The organism is Filibacter tadaridae, from assembly GCF_900609045.1.
In the GTDB taxonomy this organism is placed as follows: Bacteria; Bacillota; Bacilli; order Bacillales_A; family Planococcaceae; genus Sporosarcina; species Sporosarcina tadaridae.
The window spans coordinates 145,010-159,129 of the sequence record NZ_UXAV01000017.1 but is presented as its reverse complement, the minus strand read 5'-3'; the positions used below and the strand labels follow the sequence as shown (position 1 = coordinate 159,129).

Genomic DNA, 14,120 nt, shown 5'->3' with positions numbered 1-14,120 from the left:
CTTCTATTGGTTATTGAGCGCTCCAACACATGGATTGATCGCTTCTCCCGGTTATTGAGCGCTTCAACACATGGATTGATCGCTTCTCCCGGTTATTGAGCGCTTCAACACTTGGATTGATCGCTTCTACTGGTTATTGAGCGCTCCAGCACATGGATTAATCGCTTCTCCTGGTTATTGAGCGGTTCAACACTTGGATTGATCACTTCTCCTGGTTATTGAGCGGTTCTACCGGTTTATTGGGCGCCGATAAATGAATAAACGAAAAAACACCTATCGTTGGATTAAACGACAGGTGTTTTTACTGACTTATTATCAATTTTGCTACAGTCCTTCCGTCAATTCATTGAACATGAGTTGATTTTTGTTGTCGAGAGCATAGTCAATCATTCGTAATCTGTTTTCCGCTTCCAACCGGTTGATAATTTCAATCGCTTCCAGCAGCACTACCTCAGGGATGTCTATTTCCATTTTCACCTTTCCTTCAATTATGAATGTTAGGTGCGTGTGAAGATCTGAGATGAGTAGTAATTGATAGAGTGGCAGGCGAATAAAACGACTGCCGCGTTGAAAAACAAATACCTCTCCGAGATTTTCCACTTGTAAGCTTTTCATGTTGATGACAATTTCTTTTCCTTCTGTCGGAACAAATTGGTATACTTCTCCTTCTTTTAAGATAGATAGATACTGATAAGCAAACACTAGGCGTAGTCGGAAATCTTCTTGACTTGTGAAAAATGGTGTCATCCGTTGCACTGATAACATCGTTCACCCTCCTAGATACTGAAAATTCATACTATTATTCTTATTCTATCACAATTGGAGGCATTGTGTGCATGAAAATCAGTAATACTTTGCTCTTTTTTTCATTATATTTCGTCTACATCCAGTTTTGCTGAACGTTCCATTATGAAAGACATCTGTTTCGGTAAGAAATCAATTTTAAACGAAGATAGTAATTTGTATATCTCTTCATTCATATCACCTGGGCTACCTTTCTTTTTTATGAACAAAACATTGTTTTGTAGAAAATCAAGTAAAACGAGTTGAAACTGCACCTGTTCAAATTCAACTGATATGAGATACAACCTATTCTCTTCGGGCACGTAAATTATCTCGTTTGTTGAATTTAATGTTTCCGAAAACGTCTGTCTTTGATTTATGTAATTGGAATTAAGGCGTTTTTTTAAATCAGGTACATAGAACACAAAATTCTCCAAATGCATAGCCCCCATCCATAATAGTAAAGTATCAATTTAAACTAGTGACATTATATCTATAATTCTTACAAAATGATTCAATTACTTTGACAAAACCAACGAATTGTAAATAAAAATAAACATTTTGTTGGTTTCTTGTTCATTTCCCTATTTCTTTTATACGGTTGTGAAAAAGTAGGAGCGATATAGCTATGATTTTTGGTACACAATTTAAAGAGTTTAGAGAAGAGCATTTGAAAATACGACAATTTGAAGCTGCACGCGCTTTAAATATTACACCGGCTGCTCTTTCGAATTATGAACGTAACGAACGTGATATTACATCTGAGTTTCTACTATCCATTAAAAAGACATTTAATATTCCAGACGATTATTTTCTTGCAATGATCATTGGTACGCCATTAAAGTCTGTCGGGAATCCTAAGGTGGGTCAACCGTTTAAAACACAGGAAGCAAGAGCGAGATACATGGATCACTTTGTTGACCAGCATAGGCAGTTGTTTGAAGAGAATGCTGAACTTCGAGAATTGGTTGTGTTTGTCAACACGTTGACTGAAAAAGATCGCCGTAATTTCCTTAATTCCATTAAATCCATCTTAACATTGTTCCAGAATTTCACTGAAAAACAAGAAAAGGAATAACATCGTTTACGGACGCCGACATTAAGCGTTATAATAGAAGGAATGCTTTTTTGAAGGAGTGGTCCGATGCAAATGACTGTAGAACGTGTTTCTTACTTGTATGAAAGTGAAATTGCTGACTTTATGGATGCCATTATGGATTCATGCCGTCCGGGCGTGCCGGGTGAGGCGCAGGAAATCCGTAAAGCTGTAACATTTGTCAGGAACAATGCAGTCGGCTCGTATACGAATGCTGATATAGATGAAACTGTCCTTGCAACGATAATGGATGTCCATCCACAACAAGTCCGTTTGTTTTTCCCAAAGTCTGCTGCAGATTGCACTTGCGGGCGTGACGGTTGGTGCTCACATCGTGCCGCCGCTGTGTTCCATCTCTATTCACAGTTCAGCTCGTTGACGGATTGGCTTCATGAATGGAGAAGTACAGAAACCCAACAACTGGCGCTTACTATTGCCGATAGGACGCCTGATGCGTGGATTGACGTGTTGTCGCGTCTTACGCATCCACTGCGCAAGATTGATTTGGCTGAGAATCCTGGTGTTTTCATCCATGAAACTTCTTTGATAGACCAAAAAGCAGTTTCGCTTTCCCCTTATGAATGGGAATGGAAGCCTCTTTTTGAACTTTATTATAGACTGCATGTGCTCGACGCTGCTTGGGCTTATGTTTACGATCATCTCGGTGAGGATACATCTGCCTTTTTCTATGGAAAATGGTATGTGAAAAACTGGCTGACCGAACAACTTGGAAAACTTCATGATGGGTTGAATTCCGTCGGTATAAAGCCGAAATTATTTGAAGCCGATGCTTTCCATGAACGATTGAAAGATTTAGTACGGACATTTGCATTAGGAAAGACTGGATTATTCAACGAACGTTTCCGCGTCTATCGACTATTTTGGCAAAACCTTTATCCGAATATAGCTGTTCGAAATGGTGAACTTGCCATTCTTAAAGATGACTCCTCTGAAGAAGCAATTATTTTCATTGCTTTTTTCCATCTCATTCAAGGAGAACGGGACGAGCTGGCTGTACTTGTTGACCATGTGTCTGCTGAGACGGTGTCCATTTGGTTACCATTAGCAGAACTTGCGGAGCTTGACGACGATACCGAATCACTCGCTATTATTATGCAAGCGTTACTTCCTTATATTGGTGACTATGTTAACAATGCAGTCCCCCTTGCCGATCGGCCTCACTTTGTGCGCAAAATTGATGGCTTATTCGAGGCCGCTGATTTTCCTGAAGAAGCACGGGAAGGCTTGTTTTCCCATTATGGGAATTCGGGTGTCGAAGTTTTCGCTGATTTCCTTGTCGAACGAGAACGCTTCTCTGAGTGGGCTGCGCTAATGCATCGGTATGGCGTGTCTTACGATCGAGCAGAAGAAGGTGGTTTGAAGCTAGCGCTTTCGGAAGATCCTGCCGCTGTTCTACCCCTGCTTCATATGTATGCCATGTCGTTCATATCCGAAAAGAATAGGCAAAGTTATCGTCGAGCCGTGAAACTATTCAAGAAGATGAAGACCGGCTCCAAGAAAAGCGGGAAAATCGACTTCTGGAATCGCTATATCGATACAGTGCGCGAAAAAAATCGCCGACTGCGTGCATTGATGGAAGAGATGGAGAAAGGGAATCTGAATTTATGAATGAAACATTTACGATGGACCGCGTTTTCCGATTGTCGTTCAAACTGATGGAAAATGGGAGCTTCTCCGTTATGGCTGAAGATGACCGGGGATATCCGGTGGAACCGAATTTACTCATATCCTTCCTTTTTTTCAACAATGAACGTGCATTGTTCGGTTTACTTACTGAAATAGATGGTACTGAAGTTCATTTGCGTGCAGATCAGCTTCTTCAATCGTTTTCTGCTGTCCATCCGTATGTAGCCTTCGAAGGGCTAACGAATGATGACAATCAGCAACTGCTTTCCGTCCGTGAGGCGGCTGAAGCGTGGACGGATGCTGATTTGTGGAACTTTGCAGAAATGGATGGTACAAGCATCCTGATCAATGCAGAAAAAGCCGGTATTTCTGAAGAAGCTGCTATGCTGATTAGCTTAGCGGTACGTGGAAAAATAGCCGAATCAGCCATTCATCCTGACCAGATTTCTGCGCTTCTTCCTCATTTACGAAAGTATGGTTGGCCGGGTGAAACCGTTTCGGCGATGCCTATTCGTGTAGCTTTCCGACTTACAGAGCCTGAACTTGACTCGGATAATGAGTGGTTACTTGAAACGGTCATCTTTGGAGAAAGAGGTGCACATTGGACACCTGCTGTCCGGAAATTGAACGCAAGTGCTATTGATGCTCTTCCTGCAAAATGGAAGCCATATGCGGCTGAAGTTGTCATGAAGCAATCTGAAATGGCTTCATTTCTTAGCTCAATAGATGTTGAGGTTGGTGAAAGTTTCCTTTCCGTTCCAATGTCGGATCCGGAAGTACGTAATTTCATCAAAGATGATTTGCCGTTATTCCAATCATTCGGTTACCCCGTTATCCTACCTGCTTGGTTAAAGTCAGTAACTGAATCCAAAATAAGGGTAAGGACGAATGCGGGTGTGCAATCCTATAAATCTGCAACAGGTCTTGATGAAGTGCTATCTTTTGACTGGAACTTTTCTCTTGCGGGTAAAAATATCGATCAGGAGACATTCCGTAAACTTGTTGATGAAAATCGTGAATACATCCGTTCAGGTGATGAATGGTTTCATATCGATCCACTTTGGCTGCGTAAAATCCGTGATTTAATGGACCAGGCTGATGCGGGTGAATGGACTGTAAAAGATCTTCTCTTTCAAGATGTTCCGGAAGAAATCATTCCGCTTGAAGAAGACGAAGAAATGGATGACCCATTGTTCCAATTCAGTATGCAACAATCGCTACGTGGGTACATGGAAATGCTTTCCGATAAGAAAGGCCTTCCTCCCGCCGGCGTTTCGAAAGATTTGAAAACTGAGCTCCGCCCTTATCAAGAAGATGGCTACAATTGGCTTGTTTTTATGCGCGACAATCAGTTCGGTGCATGCCTTGCCGATGATATGGGGCTTGGTAAAACGGTACAGCTTATTTCGTATTTACTTAACATCCATTCAAGAAGCGATACAGAAAGTCCTTCGCTTATTGTCTGTCCGACAAGCGTTCTAGGTAACTGGCAGAAAGAAATTGAACGTTTTGCGCCAACGTTGTCCATTCATACACATTACGGACCTACGCGTGCAAAAGACGAGCAGTTCATAACGCTTATCGATCAGTTGAAACCTGACGTTGTATTGACAACGTATGGTACTGCATCACAAGATGGGGAAATGCTTGCAGAAACTGAATTTGCAAGTATTACACTTGATGAAGCACAAAACATCAAAAACATGCAGACGAAGCAATCTCGCGTTATTCGTAAACTTCGCGGTAAGCATCATATCGCTTTGACGGGTACACCTATTGAGAATCGGTTGTCGGAGCTATGGGCAATTTTCGACTTTATCCATAAAGGCTATTTCGGTAATTTCCGTAATTTCACGGATGACTTCATCATTCCGATTGAGCGGGATGATTCTGAAGCGGATAAACGGAAACTTCGGGCCAAAATCCGTCCATTCTTGTTACGAAGAACAAAAAGTGATCCTGATTTACAGTTGAATTTGCCTAAAAAGCTTGAGCAAAATGAATATTGTCCGTTAACGACTGAGCAAGCCGCCCTCTACGAAAGTTTCTTGGATGAAACCAAGTTCAAGTTGCAAACGTTGAATGGTTTTGAAAAGAAAGGGCTTATCTTGAAGATGTTAAGCCGATTGAAACAATTATGTAATCACCCTGCATTGTTCCTGAAAGAGCCGCATACTCCAGCGGCAGAGATGCTCACTCGTTCCAGTAAATTAAAACGGATTGTGACGATGGCGGCAGAAATTGCTGGCAACCAGGAGCAATGTATCATATTCACACAATATATTGGCATGGGGCAACTGATTCGACACTGTTTGTCGGAGCTTCATGGCATAGACGTCCCATTCCTTACCGGCAGCATGCCTAAAGGACAACGTGACCGCCTCGTCGAAGCGTTCCAGGAGAAGGAGTTCCCTATTTTCATCCTCTCTCTAAAAGCCGGTGGTACCGGTTTGAACTTAACAGGTGCAAATCATGTCTTGCACGCGGATCGTTGGTGGAACCCTGCCGTTGAAAACCAGGCTACTGACCGCGCATATCGGATCGGCCAGACAAAGTTTGTCCACGTCCATAAGTTCGTGACGATTGGGACGATTGAAGAAAAGATTGATAAGATGCTCGTTGAAAAAGCGGCGTTGTCGGCTGATCTTATCCAATCAAGTCAGTGGTTGACCGAACTATCGGATACTGAGTTGGATGATCTTTTATCATTTAACAACTAACAATGAATGAAGTAAATGAAGATCAGGTCCCTACTCATTACAGTTTCTTTTGAACTCTAGTGATTGGGGGACCTTTTTTGTTGTTATCCTGAATTCCTTTTTTCATAGTTGTTTTGCCAGCCGTTTTTTCTTAATTTCCATTCTGTTTATTCTCTCCTCTATTTCTTCCATTTGATTGAGCCGGTCGTTGAGATTTGCCACAATCCGTATTAGCTGTCCTACTTGCAATTCCATTCGAATGACATCTTTTTCAAGGGCGGTCATGTATCCTCACTTCCTTTCGAATAGATTATGGAGTTAGATAACCTGGAAGCGGAAGTGGTCTCCATTTCCAGGCCATTTTATACTATAATGCAATGGCGTAAGTTTACCGGTCCCCACCGGCATTTCCCTTTGTATGTTTAACGAGTTATGTTGACTTAAAGAATCCTTCTAACACCGCTCGGCGCTTGAATATGCCTTCTCCGGAGATTAAATAGAATCATTTGTTCAACTTAACTAGTTAAATTGTTTTTATGAATATTTACGTGTACTAGACTTTCGCGGATCCCCACCCGCTACTGATCATTGGCTTGTTTCCTCATATTCTCTCCCAGAGATGATCTTCGTTAATAGTCATTTTCAGTTTTGTCATCGCTCCGGCCTGTTTTCCGGTGCCCTCTCCCCCTTTTTTACTGCTTGGATTTGTCCGGGCATTATGTACGGTAGATCCCGGTTAAAAGATTGGTAACCCTTCTTTTTCTCGTTCGGGTAAGTTGAAATGTTGCTTCGCGTTACTTTCTTCCTGTTGTTGCTCAGTTACTGCAGGTTCACCGTATAGATTGGTATTTTTTCTTTCTTTTGTAGAGATGAAACGGATATCCTCGCCAATCACCTCTGTCACATAGACACGGCTTTTGTCTTCCCGTTCATAAGTTCTAGACTGGATTCTTCCTCCCACACCAATCAGCGACCCTTTACCGCAATGTTTCGCTGTATTTTCCGCTGTCTTTCCCCACATTGTACAAAGTACGAAATCGGTATCCACTTCTCCATTCTGGTTTTTAAAGTTCCTGTTTACAGCGAGAATAATGCTGGTTTGCATCCTGCCTTCCGAGATTCTTCGCAAGATCGGATCTTTCGTTATTCGCCCAACAAGTGCAACCTGATTCAATGGCTTTCCTCCTTTACTGGTTGATTGTGTTCATCGTACTTGATAGGGTGTAAATCGTGCAAAGTGCCAAATCCCGGTTTTCAGTCATTTTACGGGCCTAAAACCTACTTTTCGACACCAACTATTTTATGTAATTAGGGATTTTGTCAGACGGGGCAAGTGTTTGGAGAATTTATCCTGTTGACAGATAACTCAGCTTTGGCATGTTTGGATCTTTCTGAGGAATTGGTAGACCTATGCTATACTTAAAGGAAAAAGGTTGAGGTGGTTGCACTGAAAAGTTTTAAAATGATATCCATCCAGGTATTACATGAAGACCAATTGGAAAACTTTCCTCTTACAGATGGCATTATTATTAATCAGGAAAATAGCCACCGTATGTGGATTTTAGAGATGTTCATTGATAAAAAATATCAAGAACGGTTTGAGCGATGGATGGAGGATGGTGAACTGCTTGAGACGAAGGTTGTGATTTCTTATCCTGAAAATGAACCGGCTGGATTCCGCGTGGCTATTGATGCCGTGAAGCAAATGGGTGATAATGTTTCCGTGTTAATGAAGGGGCGTTTGAAACGTGCACGTTCGCAATATGCGGAACAGTTACTTGAGGAATTGATCGGCGAAGGATTAGAAGGTGATCAGTTGTTAAAACGTTTTGAATCGGATATGCGATCACGTCCTCGTTTGAAAAAAGATATCGATCAGGCTGAATAACGCTGTTTGGACGTTGATTTATTTAGTTTGAATCCATAGAAAAGCCGCCTCCATTATTGGGGCGGCTTTTCTTCGCGGCTTGCGGTTAGCGATTGTTTCCATTCTTGTCTTTTTGGTCCATATCGGTATCATTGCCACTTTCGTTTGGAGTGGTTGTGTTTTCATCAATGATCCCATCATCTGTTCCGTTGTTCGTGGTACCGCCATTCATGGTATCGCTGTCATCGTTGATAACTCCATTATTTACGCCGTTGTTATCATTGATGATGCCTTCTTCTGTGCCGTTGTTGTCTTGGCCCTCTTCGATTCCATCAAGGTCTGCACCGCCACGCTTGTTATCTGCATCCGGTGTCCAGTCCTTTTCACGATCGTCCATGTTTTCCATCGGTGTTTCGTTGTTGTCCGGGACTGCATCGTCGTTCCCACATGCTGTTAGAACCAGCCCTGATATGAAAATGATTGGTATCACTTTTTTTAACATGAAAAGATTCCCTCCTCTCCACAAGCCGTTTATCATACAGGTTAGATTGGTATGATACTTCGTAGGTTGCACAGAAAGAAGGGAATTATCCGTTACTATTTAAAAGTTAAAAATGTATAAATCGTTATTCGTTTTTTTTGCACATCAATTTTTAAAAAAAGAATCCATTTGTTCTTTTAGCAATGTTTCGACGTATACTGCTTCCGCTTTACAGTCATACTCATAATGGGTATTCAGCGCTTCCTGCATGAGCTGGATGGTTACGATTTGTTCTTCGGATGGTGGATCGCCAAGGATTCGCGCAATCACTTCATTTATGCGCTGGGCAAGGTCTTCATGGAATTTCGGATCTAACTTCAAGTCATCCGGAACTTTTGAATACCAAAGTGCTTTCGTTGTAATGTACTCGCGCCAATCCGCCATATATGCATCGATGCTGAACTTTTCTTCGCTCCATCCGATATTGCTCATATATTGTTCGAAGGTTTGCGTGATGGACCTCGTTATACTACTTTTTATATTTGGAGATAGATCTTTGAACATGCTGATTTGAAACCTCCTACTTTAGGTATTCTTTGCCCTATTGGCGATAACATCGTTCTAACTATTGTATCGAAATTCCAAACCATGTGCAAATTTAGTCATTTTTACTTACAACAGGGCCAAGTGCAAATGTAATTTCAGTTTCACATGCAATTTCTCCATCGACTGTTGCAATCGCTTTCCCTTTACCAATCGTTCCACGAAGTCTCGTTATTTCGACTTCTAGACGCAATGTGTCTCCTGGCGTAACTTGTTTTTTAAAACGGCAGTTGTCAATACCCGCAAAAAAGGCGAGACGCCCTTTGTTCTCCTCTTTCTTCAGCAGCGCAACTGCACCTACTTGGGCAAGCGCCTCGACAATAAGAACACCCGGCATGACTGGATAACCTGGAAAATGTCCATTGAAAAAATCTTCGTTAATAGTTACATTTTTAATGCCTACCGCACGTTTACCTTCTTCAACCTCTAAAATACGATCGACCATAAGAAACGGATAACGATGTGGCAAAATAGCTTGTATCTGTTCTGTTGTTAGCATGTCCATCCCTCCAACAAATTATAATAATGAAAAGCGACAACGCCTGGGTAGGGGCGACAGGCATAAGACAGAACGACGAAGCGGCGCTTTTTCCGCATCGTTCGGTCTGGCTTATGACCCGAGCCACTAGGCGTTGGAGCTGGATCATGAATAGCGACAACGCCTGGGTAGGGGCGACAGGCATAAGACAGAACGACGAAGCGGCGCTTTTTCCGCATCGTTCGGGCTGGCTTATGACCCGAGCCACTAGGCGTTGGAGCTGGATCATGAAAAGCGACAACGCCTGGGTAGGGGCGACCTGAACCCTTGGATGTCGAAGTTAAATGCAAAGGAGTCTTTACGACTCCTTCCCGCTTATGATATCGATAATATGGGTCCACGTTTCTTTTTTAAGCACGTCCGCAGAATTCCCGTCGCCAATTGTACCATAACCGATTGTTAAACCAAGCGTCACCGTTGCTGCGAGTAATAGAAGAACGAGAACTACTCGAAGCCAAATAGGAAGTAATCGTATTTGGACCCATGATTGCTTTTTGAGTTCACTTTTTCCTTCTATATCTTTCTCTACCTTTTTTTGTTCCGGAGTTTGGCGCAGTTTCCTTTGTTCCAATCGTGATGTGGCGTTCTTAACTTCCGTATTTCCGGCTATATTTAATTGTAAATCCTTCTGTTTTTCATCTGTCATAATTGTGTACTCCCTACATGACCTAACTTATCGGATGCCATTGATGAGACCAAGCATTTGGTCTGCTAATGTGACTGCACGCGCGTTGAACTGATACGACCGTTGCACATTGATAAGATTTGTCATTTCTTTTTGGTAGTCAACATTGGATGCTTCGAGCGCATTGTTTTCCAATCCGATGACCGAACGTGCAGCACCTTGCATTTCAGTCATTATGTCTGCTTCCGTGACGCCAAGCTCCGCCATATTAGCAGGAACACCAATGTACGTTCCTGACAGATGGGTCATGAGATTTGGACGTTCCATCAACGTAACACCCAGACTAATTGTATCCATAGTTCCGTTTGCGTGCGTTACTTTCAAATTCCCGCCTGGTTGAACTGTATAGTTTTTAACGTCATCTGCGAATGTAATTGGCTGTCCTTGTGCGTTTGCAATTGGATATCCATCACCGTTTACTAGCATCACTTGTCCATTGTCGATTGGCGATACGTAGAAATTCCCTTGCCGTGTATAGACGGTCTGCTCTCCTTCATCACCCGGCATGATGACGTTGAAGTATTGTTTGGGCGATGTCAATGCGAAGTCGAGTTGCCGTCCTGTCGTTTGCAAAGTGCCTACTTTCCAATTCATTTGGGATTGGCCAAGGACTGCTCCTGAACCGTAACGGATTCCTGCGGGTGATTGGCGTTGCGCCGTGTCCGCTTTATCGTTATTGAATTGCTGGTATAATAGTTCTTGGAATTTCGCTTCATTTGCTTTAAATCCGTTGGTGGATACGTTTGCCAAGTTATTGCCGATGATGTCGATTTGACTTTGCAATTGAGCCAATGTATTTGTTGCCGTCGTCATTGTGCGTATCATGTATACCGCCCCTTTTTGGATTCGCCTGTCATCAGTTGACACGTCCAACTTCATTCACCGTTTTTTCCATACTTCGGTCATAGGCTTGGAGGATTTTTTGGTTTGCCTCGAATGCACGGTACGCGGTAAGCATATCTGTCATCGACCTTGCTGCATCGACGTTTGAGCCTTCAAGAAAGCCTTGTTTCATGGAATAAGTGGCGTCATCCGTTCCCGGTAAAACTTCACCGTCTTCCGTCACGAAAGTACCATTCCCTTGTTTCATAAGCATGTCAGGTCGTGCTGCGAATGAAACACCGAGTGTTGCGACAGCTGTTTCCCCTTCCATGATGACACCTTGTTCAGTCACGCGAAAGCCATCATTTTGCAGTGCAATCCGTTGGCCGTTTTCATCAAGTATGTAATTTCCTGTTGCGTTTGTCAGGAAACCCGCCGCGTCCAACGTGAAATTCCCGTTTTTAGTATACATCTCACGGCCATCTTCTCTTTCCAATCTGAAAAAGAGGGCTCCTTGTATGCCTGTTTCTGCATCAGTTGGTAAGAATCCGTCAACAAGTGCTATATCGGTCGTTAATTCCGTTTCCTTCAATTGACCTTGTGCAAATAGCGGTATTGTTTCCTGCATGTAAACGCCTGTTGAAATGGGGCCTACTGGTGATAAACCTTTCATCTGAAAGCCATTTTCTGTTGGAATTCGTGCAGTTTCGATACTTGATAGGTACATTTCTGGAAAAGATCTGATTGATGATTGTTCAGCCTTGAATCCCGGTGTATTGGCGTTGGCAATATTATTCGTCAGCATTTCCATACGCCGTTGTTGGGCGATCATGCCTGAACCTACCGTATAAAATCCTTTAAACATGCAGTCATCTCCTTGTAGAATAGGTACAGAAAAAAGTTAGGATTTCCTTATTACTTTATCGATATTTTCCAATAAGATGCCTGTCCCAATTGCAACACAATCCAATGGATTATCTGCGATAAAGACGGGAACTTTCAATTCTTCAGCAAGCAGCTGATCGATACCGTGTAAAAGAGCCCCACCGCCTGTTAGAAACACACCACGATCGATTATGTCGGCTGATAGTTCCGGGGGAGTCTTTTCAAGAACGTTTTTTGCTGCATGAACAATTAGTTTAACCGATTCTTTCAACGCTTCGCCGATTTCTTTGGATGTAATGGTGATTGTACGTGGCAATCCCGTCGCCATATCACGGCCTCTAATATCCATAGTTTTATCTTGTCCACCTGAGAAAACAGAACCGATATCGATTTTAATATTTTCTGCTGTTCGTTCTCCAATGAGTAATTTATATTGTTTTTTAATGTAAAGTGTAATGTCGTTGTCAAACGTGTTACCTGCAACGTTAATGGACTCCGATGTAACGATGTCCCCCATTGATAAGACGGCAACATCTGTTGTACCGCCGCCAATATCCACGACCATGTTGCCACTTGGTAGAAAAATATCCATTCCAGCGCCGATTGCTGCAACTTTTGGTTCTTCTTCGAGATAAATCTTTTTGCCGCCCGATTTTTCGGCAGCTTGGCGAATCGCTTTCTGCTCCACGCTTGTAATGTTCGTAGGACAACAGATAAGAATACGTGGTTTAGTTAAAAAGCCTTTGACATTTAATTTATTTATAAAAAAGCTTAGCATCGCTTCTGTAACATCAAAGTCTGCAATGACACCGTCTTTCATGGGTCTGATTGCAATAATATTGCCAGGGGTTCTTCCGACCATTTGCCGTGCTTCTTCCCCAACGGCAAGCACTTTGTTCGTCTTTTTATCGATGGCTACAACGGAAGGCTCATTGAGTACGATTCCACTGCCTTTTACATGTATAAGGACATTGGCCGTACCAAGGTCAATTCCGATATCTTTTGAAAACATTATTTCCTTTTCCCCTTCCAACTACAGCATTGGATTTTCTTTTTTAGTCTTTTCTCTCTAACTAAAAATTTTACCATAGTTTAGCACCAATGAACATACTTTGGAGCTATATTTTGATATGTAGTACGTGCGGGATTCCTATAGGGAAATGCTACTTTATTCTATGGCACAAAAATAGACAGCCCGCGCCTTTCATGCGATGCCGTCTATTTTGTGAGATTGGAAAGTATACGTTTGCCATCTGGATTGTTGTTTAGGTCCAACGCCTAGCCCCTCGAGTCGCTTCAATCCTTAAGTTAAAGGCAAAGTGCGCCTTTATCTTAAGGCCTTCCAGCGCTTTTCGGGGCTGTACAGGCGCTGTCGCTTTTCTTTTTTCAATTACCGACTTTCTTTGTTTCGTTCATCCACTTTATCCGTGTCGCTTCGCCGCCCCGTAAATGTCTGACAGACTTATGATAGGCGAGTATTTTGCCGACCTCTTCCGACAAGTCCACGTCGACGTTGGGTAAACGCTCCGTTAGGTCTTTGTGGACTGTACTTTTCGAATAGCCTGTCGCTTTCGCCAGTGCCCGAACGGTAAGTCCGGTTTCCAGCAACATTTCCCCGAGTCGCACGCATCGCCTCCGTATTTGTTCGTGCACGCCCTCTTCCTTTCCTGTCAGCTCCTATTCTTCCTTTATCTTATGCGGTCGAGTTAGCGGATATGCGCGTTCGGCTTGTGTATGGCGGGGATGTGGAGAGGGATTGACCTTTTTCGATGGGATTTGAGCGCGCGGGATTCTTGATTGATCGCTTTCGGCGACATTTGAGCGCGCGGGTTTCTTGATTGATCGCTTTCTGCGGCTGATTGAGCGCGCGGGTTTCTTGATTGATCGCTTTCGGCGATATTTGAGCGCGCGGGTTTCTTGATTGATCGCTTTCGGCGATATTTGAGCGCGCGGGTTTCTTGATTGATCGCTTTCGGCGATATTTGAGCACCCTCCCCGTTCCATGGGGATTTAT

Annotated in this window: 18 protein-coding genes; 4 read left to right on the top strand and 14 right to left on the bottom strand. The window is 42.9% G+C overall.

All coding sequences use genetic code 11. From position 1 onward, the window contains the following. Window positions 1-324: 324 nt before the first annotated feature. The gene (locus FILTAD_RS02005) at window positions 325-765 is read right to left on the bottom strand and encodes a transcriptional regulator (protein WP_124068826.1); all 441 of its coding nucleotides are present in this window, start codon (window positions 763-765) and stop codon (window positions 325-327) included. A gap of 104 nt (window positions 766-869) precedes the next feature. Next, the gene (locus tag FILTAD_RS02000) at window positions 870-1,220 is read right to left on the bottom strand and encodes a hypothetical protein (protein ID WP_124068825.1); all 351 of its coding nucleotides are present in this window, start codon (window positions 1,218-1,220) and stop codon (window positions 870-872) included. A gap of 191 nt (window positions 1,221-1,411) precedes the next feature. Between FILTAD_RS02000 and FILTAD_RS01995 the strand changes: the two genes are divergently transcribed. The 3 genes from FILTAD_RS01995 to FILTAD_RS01985 all read left to right on the top strand — a co-directional run bounded on the left by FILTAD_RS01995 (window position 1,412) and on the right by FILTAD_RS01985 (window position 6,246). Next, the gene (locus tag FILTAD_RS01995) at window positions 1,412-1,861 is read left to right on the top strand and encodes a helix-turn-helix domain-containing protein (protein ID WP_124068824.1); all 450 of its coding nucleotides are present in this window, start codon (window positions 1,412-1,414) and stop codon (window positions 1,859-1,861) included. Between the two features lie 66 nt (window positions 1,862-1,927). Next, on the top strand, window positions 1,928-3,508 hold the full coding sequence (locus FILTAD_RS01990) for a hypothetical protein (RefSeq protein WP_124068823.1): 1,581 nt from the start codon (window positions 1,928-1,930) through the stop codon (window positions 3,506-3,508). Further along, on the top strand, window positions 3,505-6,246 hold the full coding sequence (locus FILTAD_RS01985; RefSeq protein WP_124068822.1) for a DEAD/DEAH box helicase: 2,742 nt from the start codon (window positions 3,505-3,507) through the stop codon (window positions 6,244-6,246). Before FILTAD_RS01990 ends, FILTAD_RS01985 begins: the two co-directional genes overlap by 4 nt. Before the next feature lie 102 nt (window positions 6,247-6,348). On the opposite strand, the gene FILTAD_RS15740 is transcribed toward FILTAD_RS01985, so the two are convergent. Both FILTAD_RS15740 and FILTAD_RS01980 read right to left on the bottom strand, forming a co-directional pair. Next, on the bottom strand, window positions 6,349-6,510 hold the full coding sequence (locus FILTAD_RS15740) for a hypothetical protein (RefSeq protein WP_160117547.1): 162 nt from the start codon (window positions 6,508-6,510) through the stop codon (window positions 6,349-6,351). Between the two features lie 451 nt (window positions 6,511-6,961). Next, window positions 6,962-7,399, bottom strand: a complete 438-nt coding sequence (locus FILTAD_RS01980) for a single-stranded DNA-binding protein (protein ID WP_124068821.1) — start codon at window positions 7,397-7,399, stop codon at window positions 6,962-6,964. A 273-nt stretch (window positions 7,400-7,672) separates the two neighbouring features. Between FILTAD_RS01980 and FILTAD_RS01975 the strand changes: the two genes are divergently transcribed. Further along, window positions 7,673-8,113, top strand: coding sequence for a YwpF family protein (locus FILTAD_RS01975; RefSeq protein WP_124068842.1), 441 nt, complete (start codon window positions 7,673-7,675; stop codon window positions 8,111-8,113). Between the two features lie 85 nt (window positions 8,114-8,198). Here FILTAD_RS01975 and FILTAD_RS01970 read toward each other — a convergent pair whose 3' ends face one another. The 10 genes from FILTAD_RS01970 to FILTAD_RS15910 form a co-directional block, all read right to left on the bottom strand. Then, a complete protein-coding gene (locus FILTAD_RS01970) occupies window positions 8,199-8,594 on the bottom strand; it encodes a hypothetical protein (protein ID WP_124068820.1) in 396 nt (131 codons plus the stop codon). Window positions 8,595-8,738: 144 nt separating this feature from the next. Then, complete coding sequence (locus FILTAD_RS01965; protein ID WP_124068819.1) at window positions 8,739-9,137, bottom strand: hypothetical protein; 399 nt, start codon at window positions 9,135-9,137, stop codon at window positions 8,739-8,741. 94 nt (window positions 9,138-9,231) lie between these two features. After that, window positions 9,232-9,675 carry a 3-hydroxyacyl-ACP dehydratase FabZ gene (gene fabZ / locus FILTAD_RS01960; RefSeq protein ID WP_124068818.1) on the bottom strand — a complete coding sequence of 148 codons (444 nt, stop codon included), beginning with the start codon at window positions 9,673-9,675 and terminating at the stop codon, window positions 9,232-9,234. Next, window positions 9,669-10,004 (bottom strand): hypothetical protein, encoded by a 336-nt coding sequence (locus FILTAD_RS01955; protein WP_124068817.1) that lies wholly within the window; start codon window positions 10,002-10,004, stop codon window positions 9,669-9,671. Before FILTAD_RS01955 ends, fabZ begins: the two co-directional genes overlap by 7 nt. A gap of 8 nt (window positions 10,005-10,012) precedes the next feature. Then, window positions 10,013-10,360 (bottom strand): DNA-directed RNA polymerase subunit beta, encoded by a 348-nt coding sequence (locus FILTAD_RS01950; protein ID WP_124068816.1) that lies wholly within the window; start codon window positions 10,358-10,360, stop codon window positions 10,013-10,015. Window positions 10,361-10,387: 27 nt separating this feature from the next. Beyond that, entirely contained in the window at window positions 10,388-11,224 is an 837-nt protein-coding gene (locus FILTAD_RS01945; RefSeq protein ID WP_124068815.1) for a flagellar hook-basal body protein, read from the bottom strand. A 31-nt stretch (window positions 11,225-11,255) separates the two neighbouring features. Further along, window positions 11,256-12,086 carry a flagellar hook-basal body protein gene (locus FILTAD_RS01940; protein WP_124068814.1) on the bottom strand — a complete coding sequence of 277 codons (831 nt, stop codon included), beginning with the start codon at window positions 12,084-12,086 and terminating at the stop codon, window positions 11,256-11,258. A 36-nt stretch (window positions 12,087-12,122) separates the two neighbouring features. Then, window positions 12,123-13,118 carry a rod shape-determining protein gene (mreB, locus tag FILTAD_RS01935; RefSeq protein WP_124068813.1) on the bottom strand — a complete coding sequence of 332 codons (996 nt, stop codon included), beginning with the start codon at window positions 13,116-13,118 and terminating at the stop codon, window positions 12,123-12,125. Window positions 13,119-13,492: 374 nt separating this feature from the next. Continuing rightward, entirely contained in the window at window positions 13,493-13,759 is a 267-nt protein-coding gene (locus tag FILTAD_RS01930; RefSeq protein ID WP_124068812.1) for a sporulation transcriptional regulator SpoIIID, read from the bottom strand. Between the two features lie 53 nt (window positions 13,760-13,812). Next, window positions 13,813-14,120: hypothetical protein (locus FILTAD_RS15910; protein ID WP_203229619.1), on the bottom strand; the 308-nt coding region annotated here is incomplete at its 5' end.

Coding starts and splice junctions, on each gene's coding strand:
- FILTAD_RS15740 (WP_160117547.1), bottom strand. CDS start 6,510: ATGACCGCCCTTGAAAAAGATGTCATTCGAATGGAATTGCAAGTAGGA.
- FILTAD_RS01965 (WP_124068819.1), bottom strand. CDS start 9,137: ATGTTCAAAGATCTATCTCCAAATATAAAAAGTAGTATAACGAGGTCC.
- FILTAD_RS01940 (WP_124068814.1), bottom strand. CDS start 12,086: ATGTTTAAAGGATTTTATACGGTAGGTTCAGGCATGATCGCCCAACAA.
- FILTAD_RS01950 (WP_124068816.1), bottom strand. CDS start 10,360: ATGACAGATGAAAAACAGAAGGATTTACAATTAAATATAGCCGGAAAT.
- FILTAD_RS01985 (WP_124068822.1), top strand. CDS start 3,505: ATGAATGAAACATTTACGATGGACCGCGTTTTCCGATTGTCGTTCAAA.
- FILTAD_RS01970 (WP_124068820.1), bottom strand. CDS start 8,594: ATGTTAAAAAAAGTGATACCAATCATTTTCATATCAGGGCTGGTTCTA.
- FILTAD_RS01995 (WP_124068824.1), top strand. CDS start 1,412: ATGATTTTTGGTACACAATTTAAAGAGTTTAGAGAAGAGCATTTGAAA.
- mreB (WP_124068813.1), bottom strand. CDS start 13,118: ATGTTTTCAAAAGATATCGGAATTGACCTTGGTACGGCCAATGTCCTT.
- fabZ (WP_124068818.1), bottom strand. CDS start 9,675: ATGCTAACAACAGAACAGATACAAGCTATTTTGCCACATCGTTATCCG.
- FILTAD_RS02005 (WP_124068826.1), bottom strand. CDS start 765: ATGTTATCAGTGCAACGGATGACACCATTTTTCACAAGTCAAGAAGAT.
- FILTAD_RS01945 (WP_124068815.1), bottom strand. CDS start 11,224: ATGATACGCACAATGACGACGGCAACAAATACATTGGCTCAATTGCAA.
- FILTAD_RS01990 (WP_124068823.1), top strand. CDS start 1,928: ATGCAAATGACTGTAGAACGTGTTTCTTACTTGTATGAAAGTGAAATT.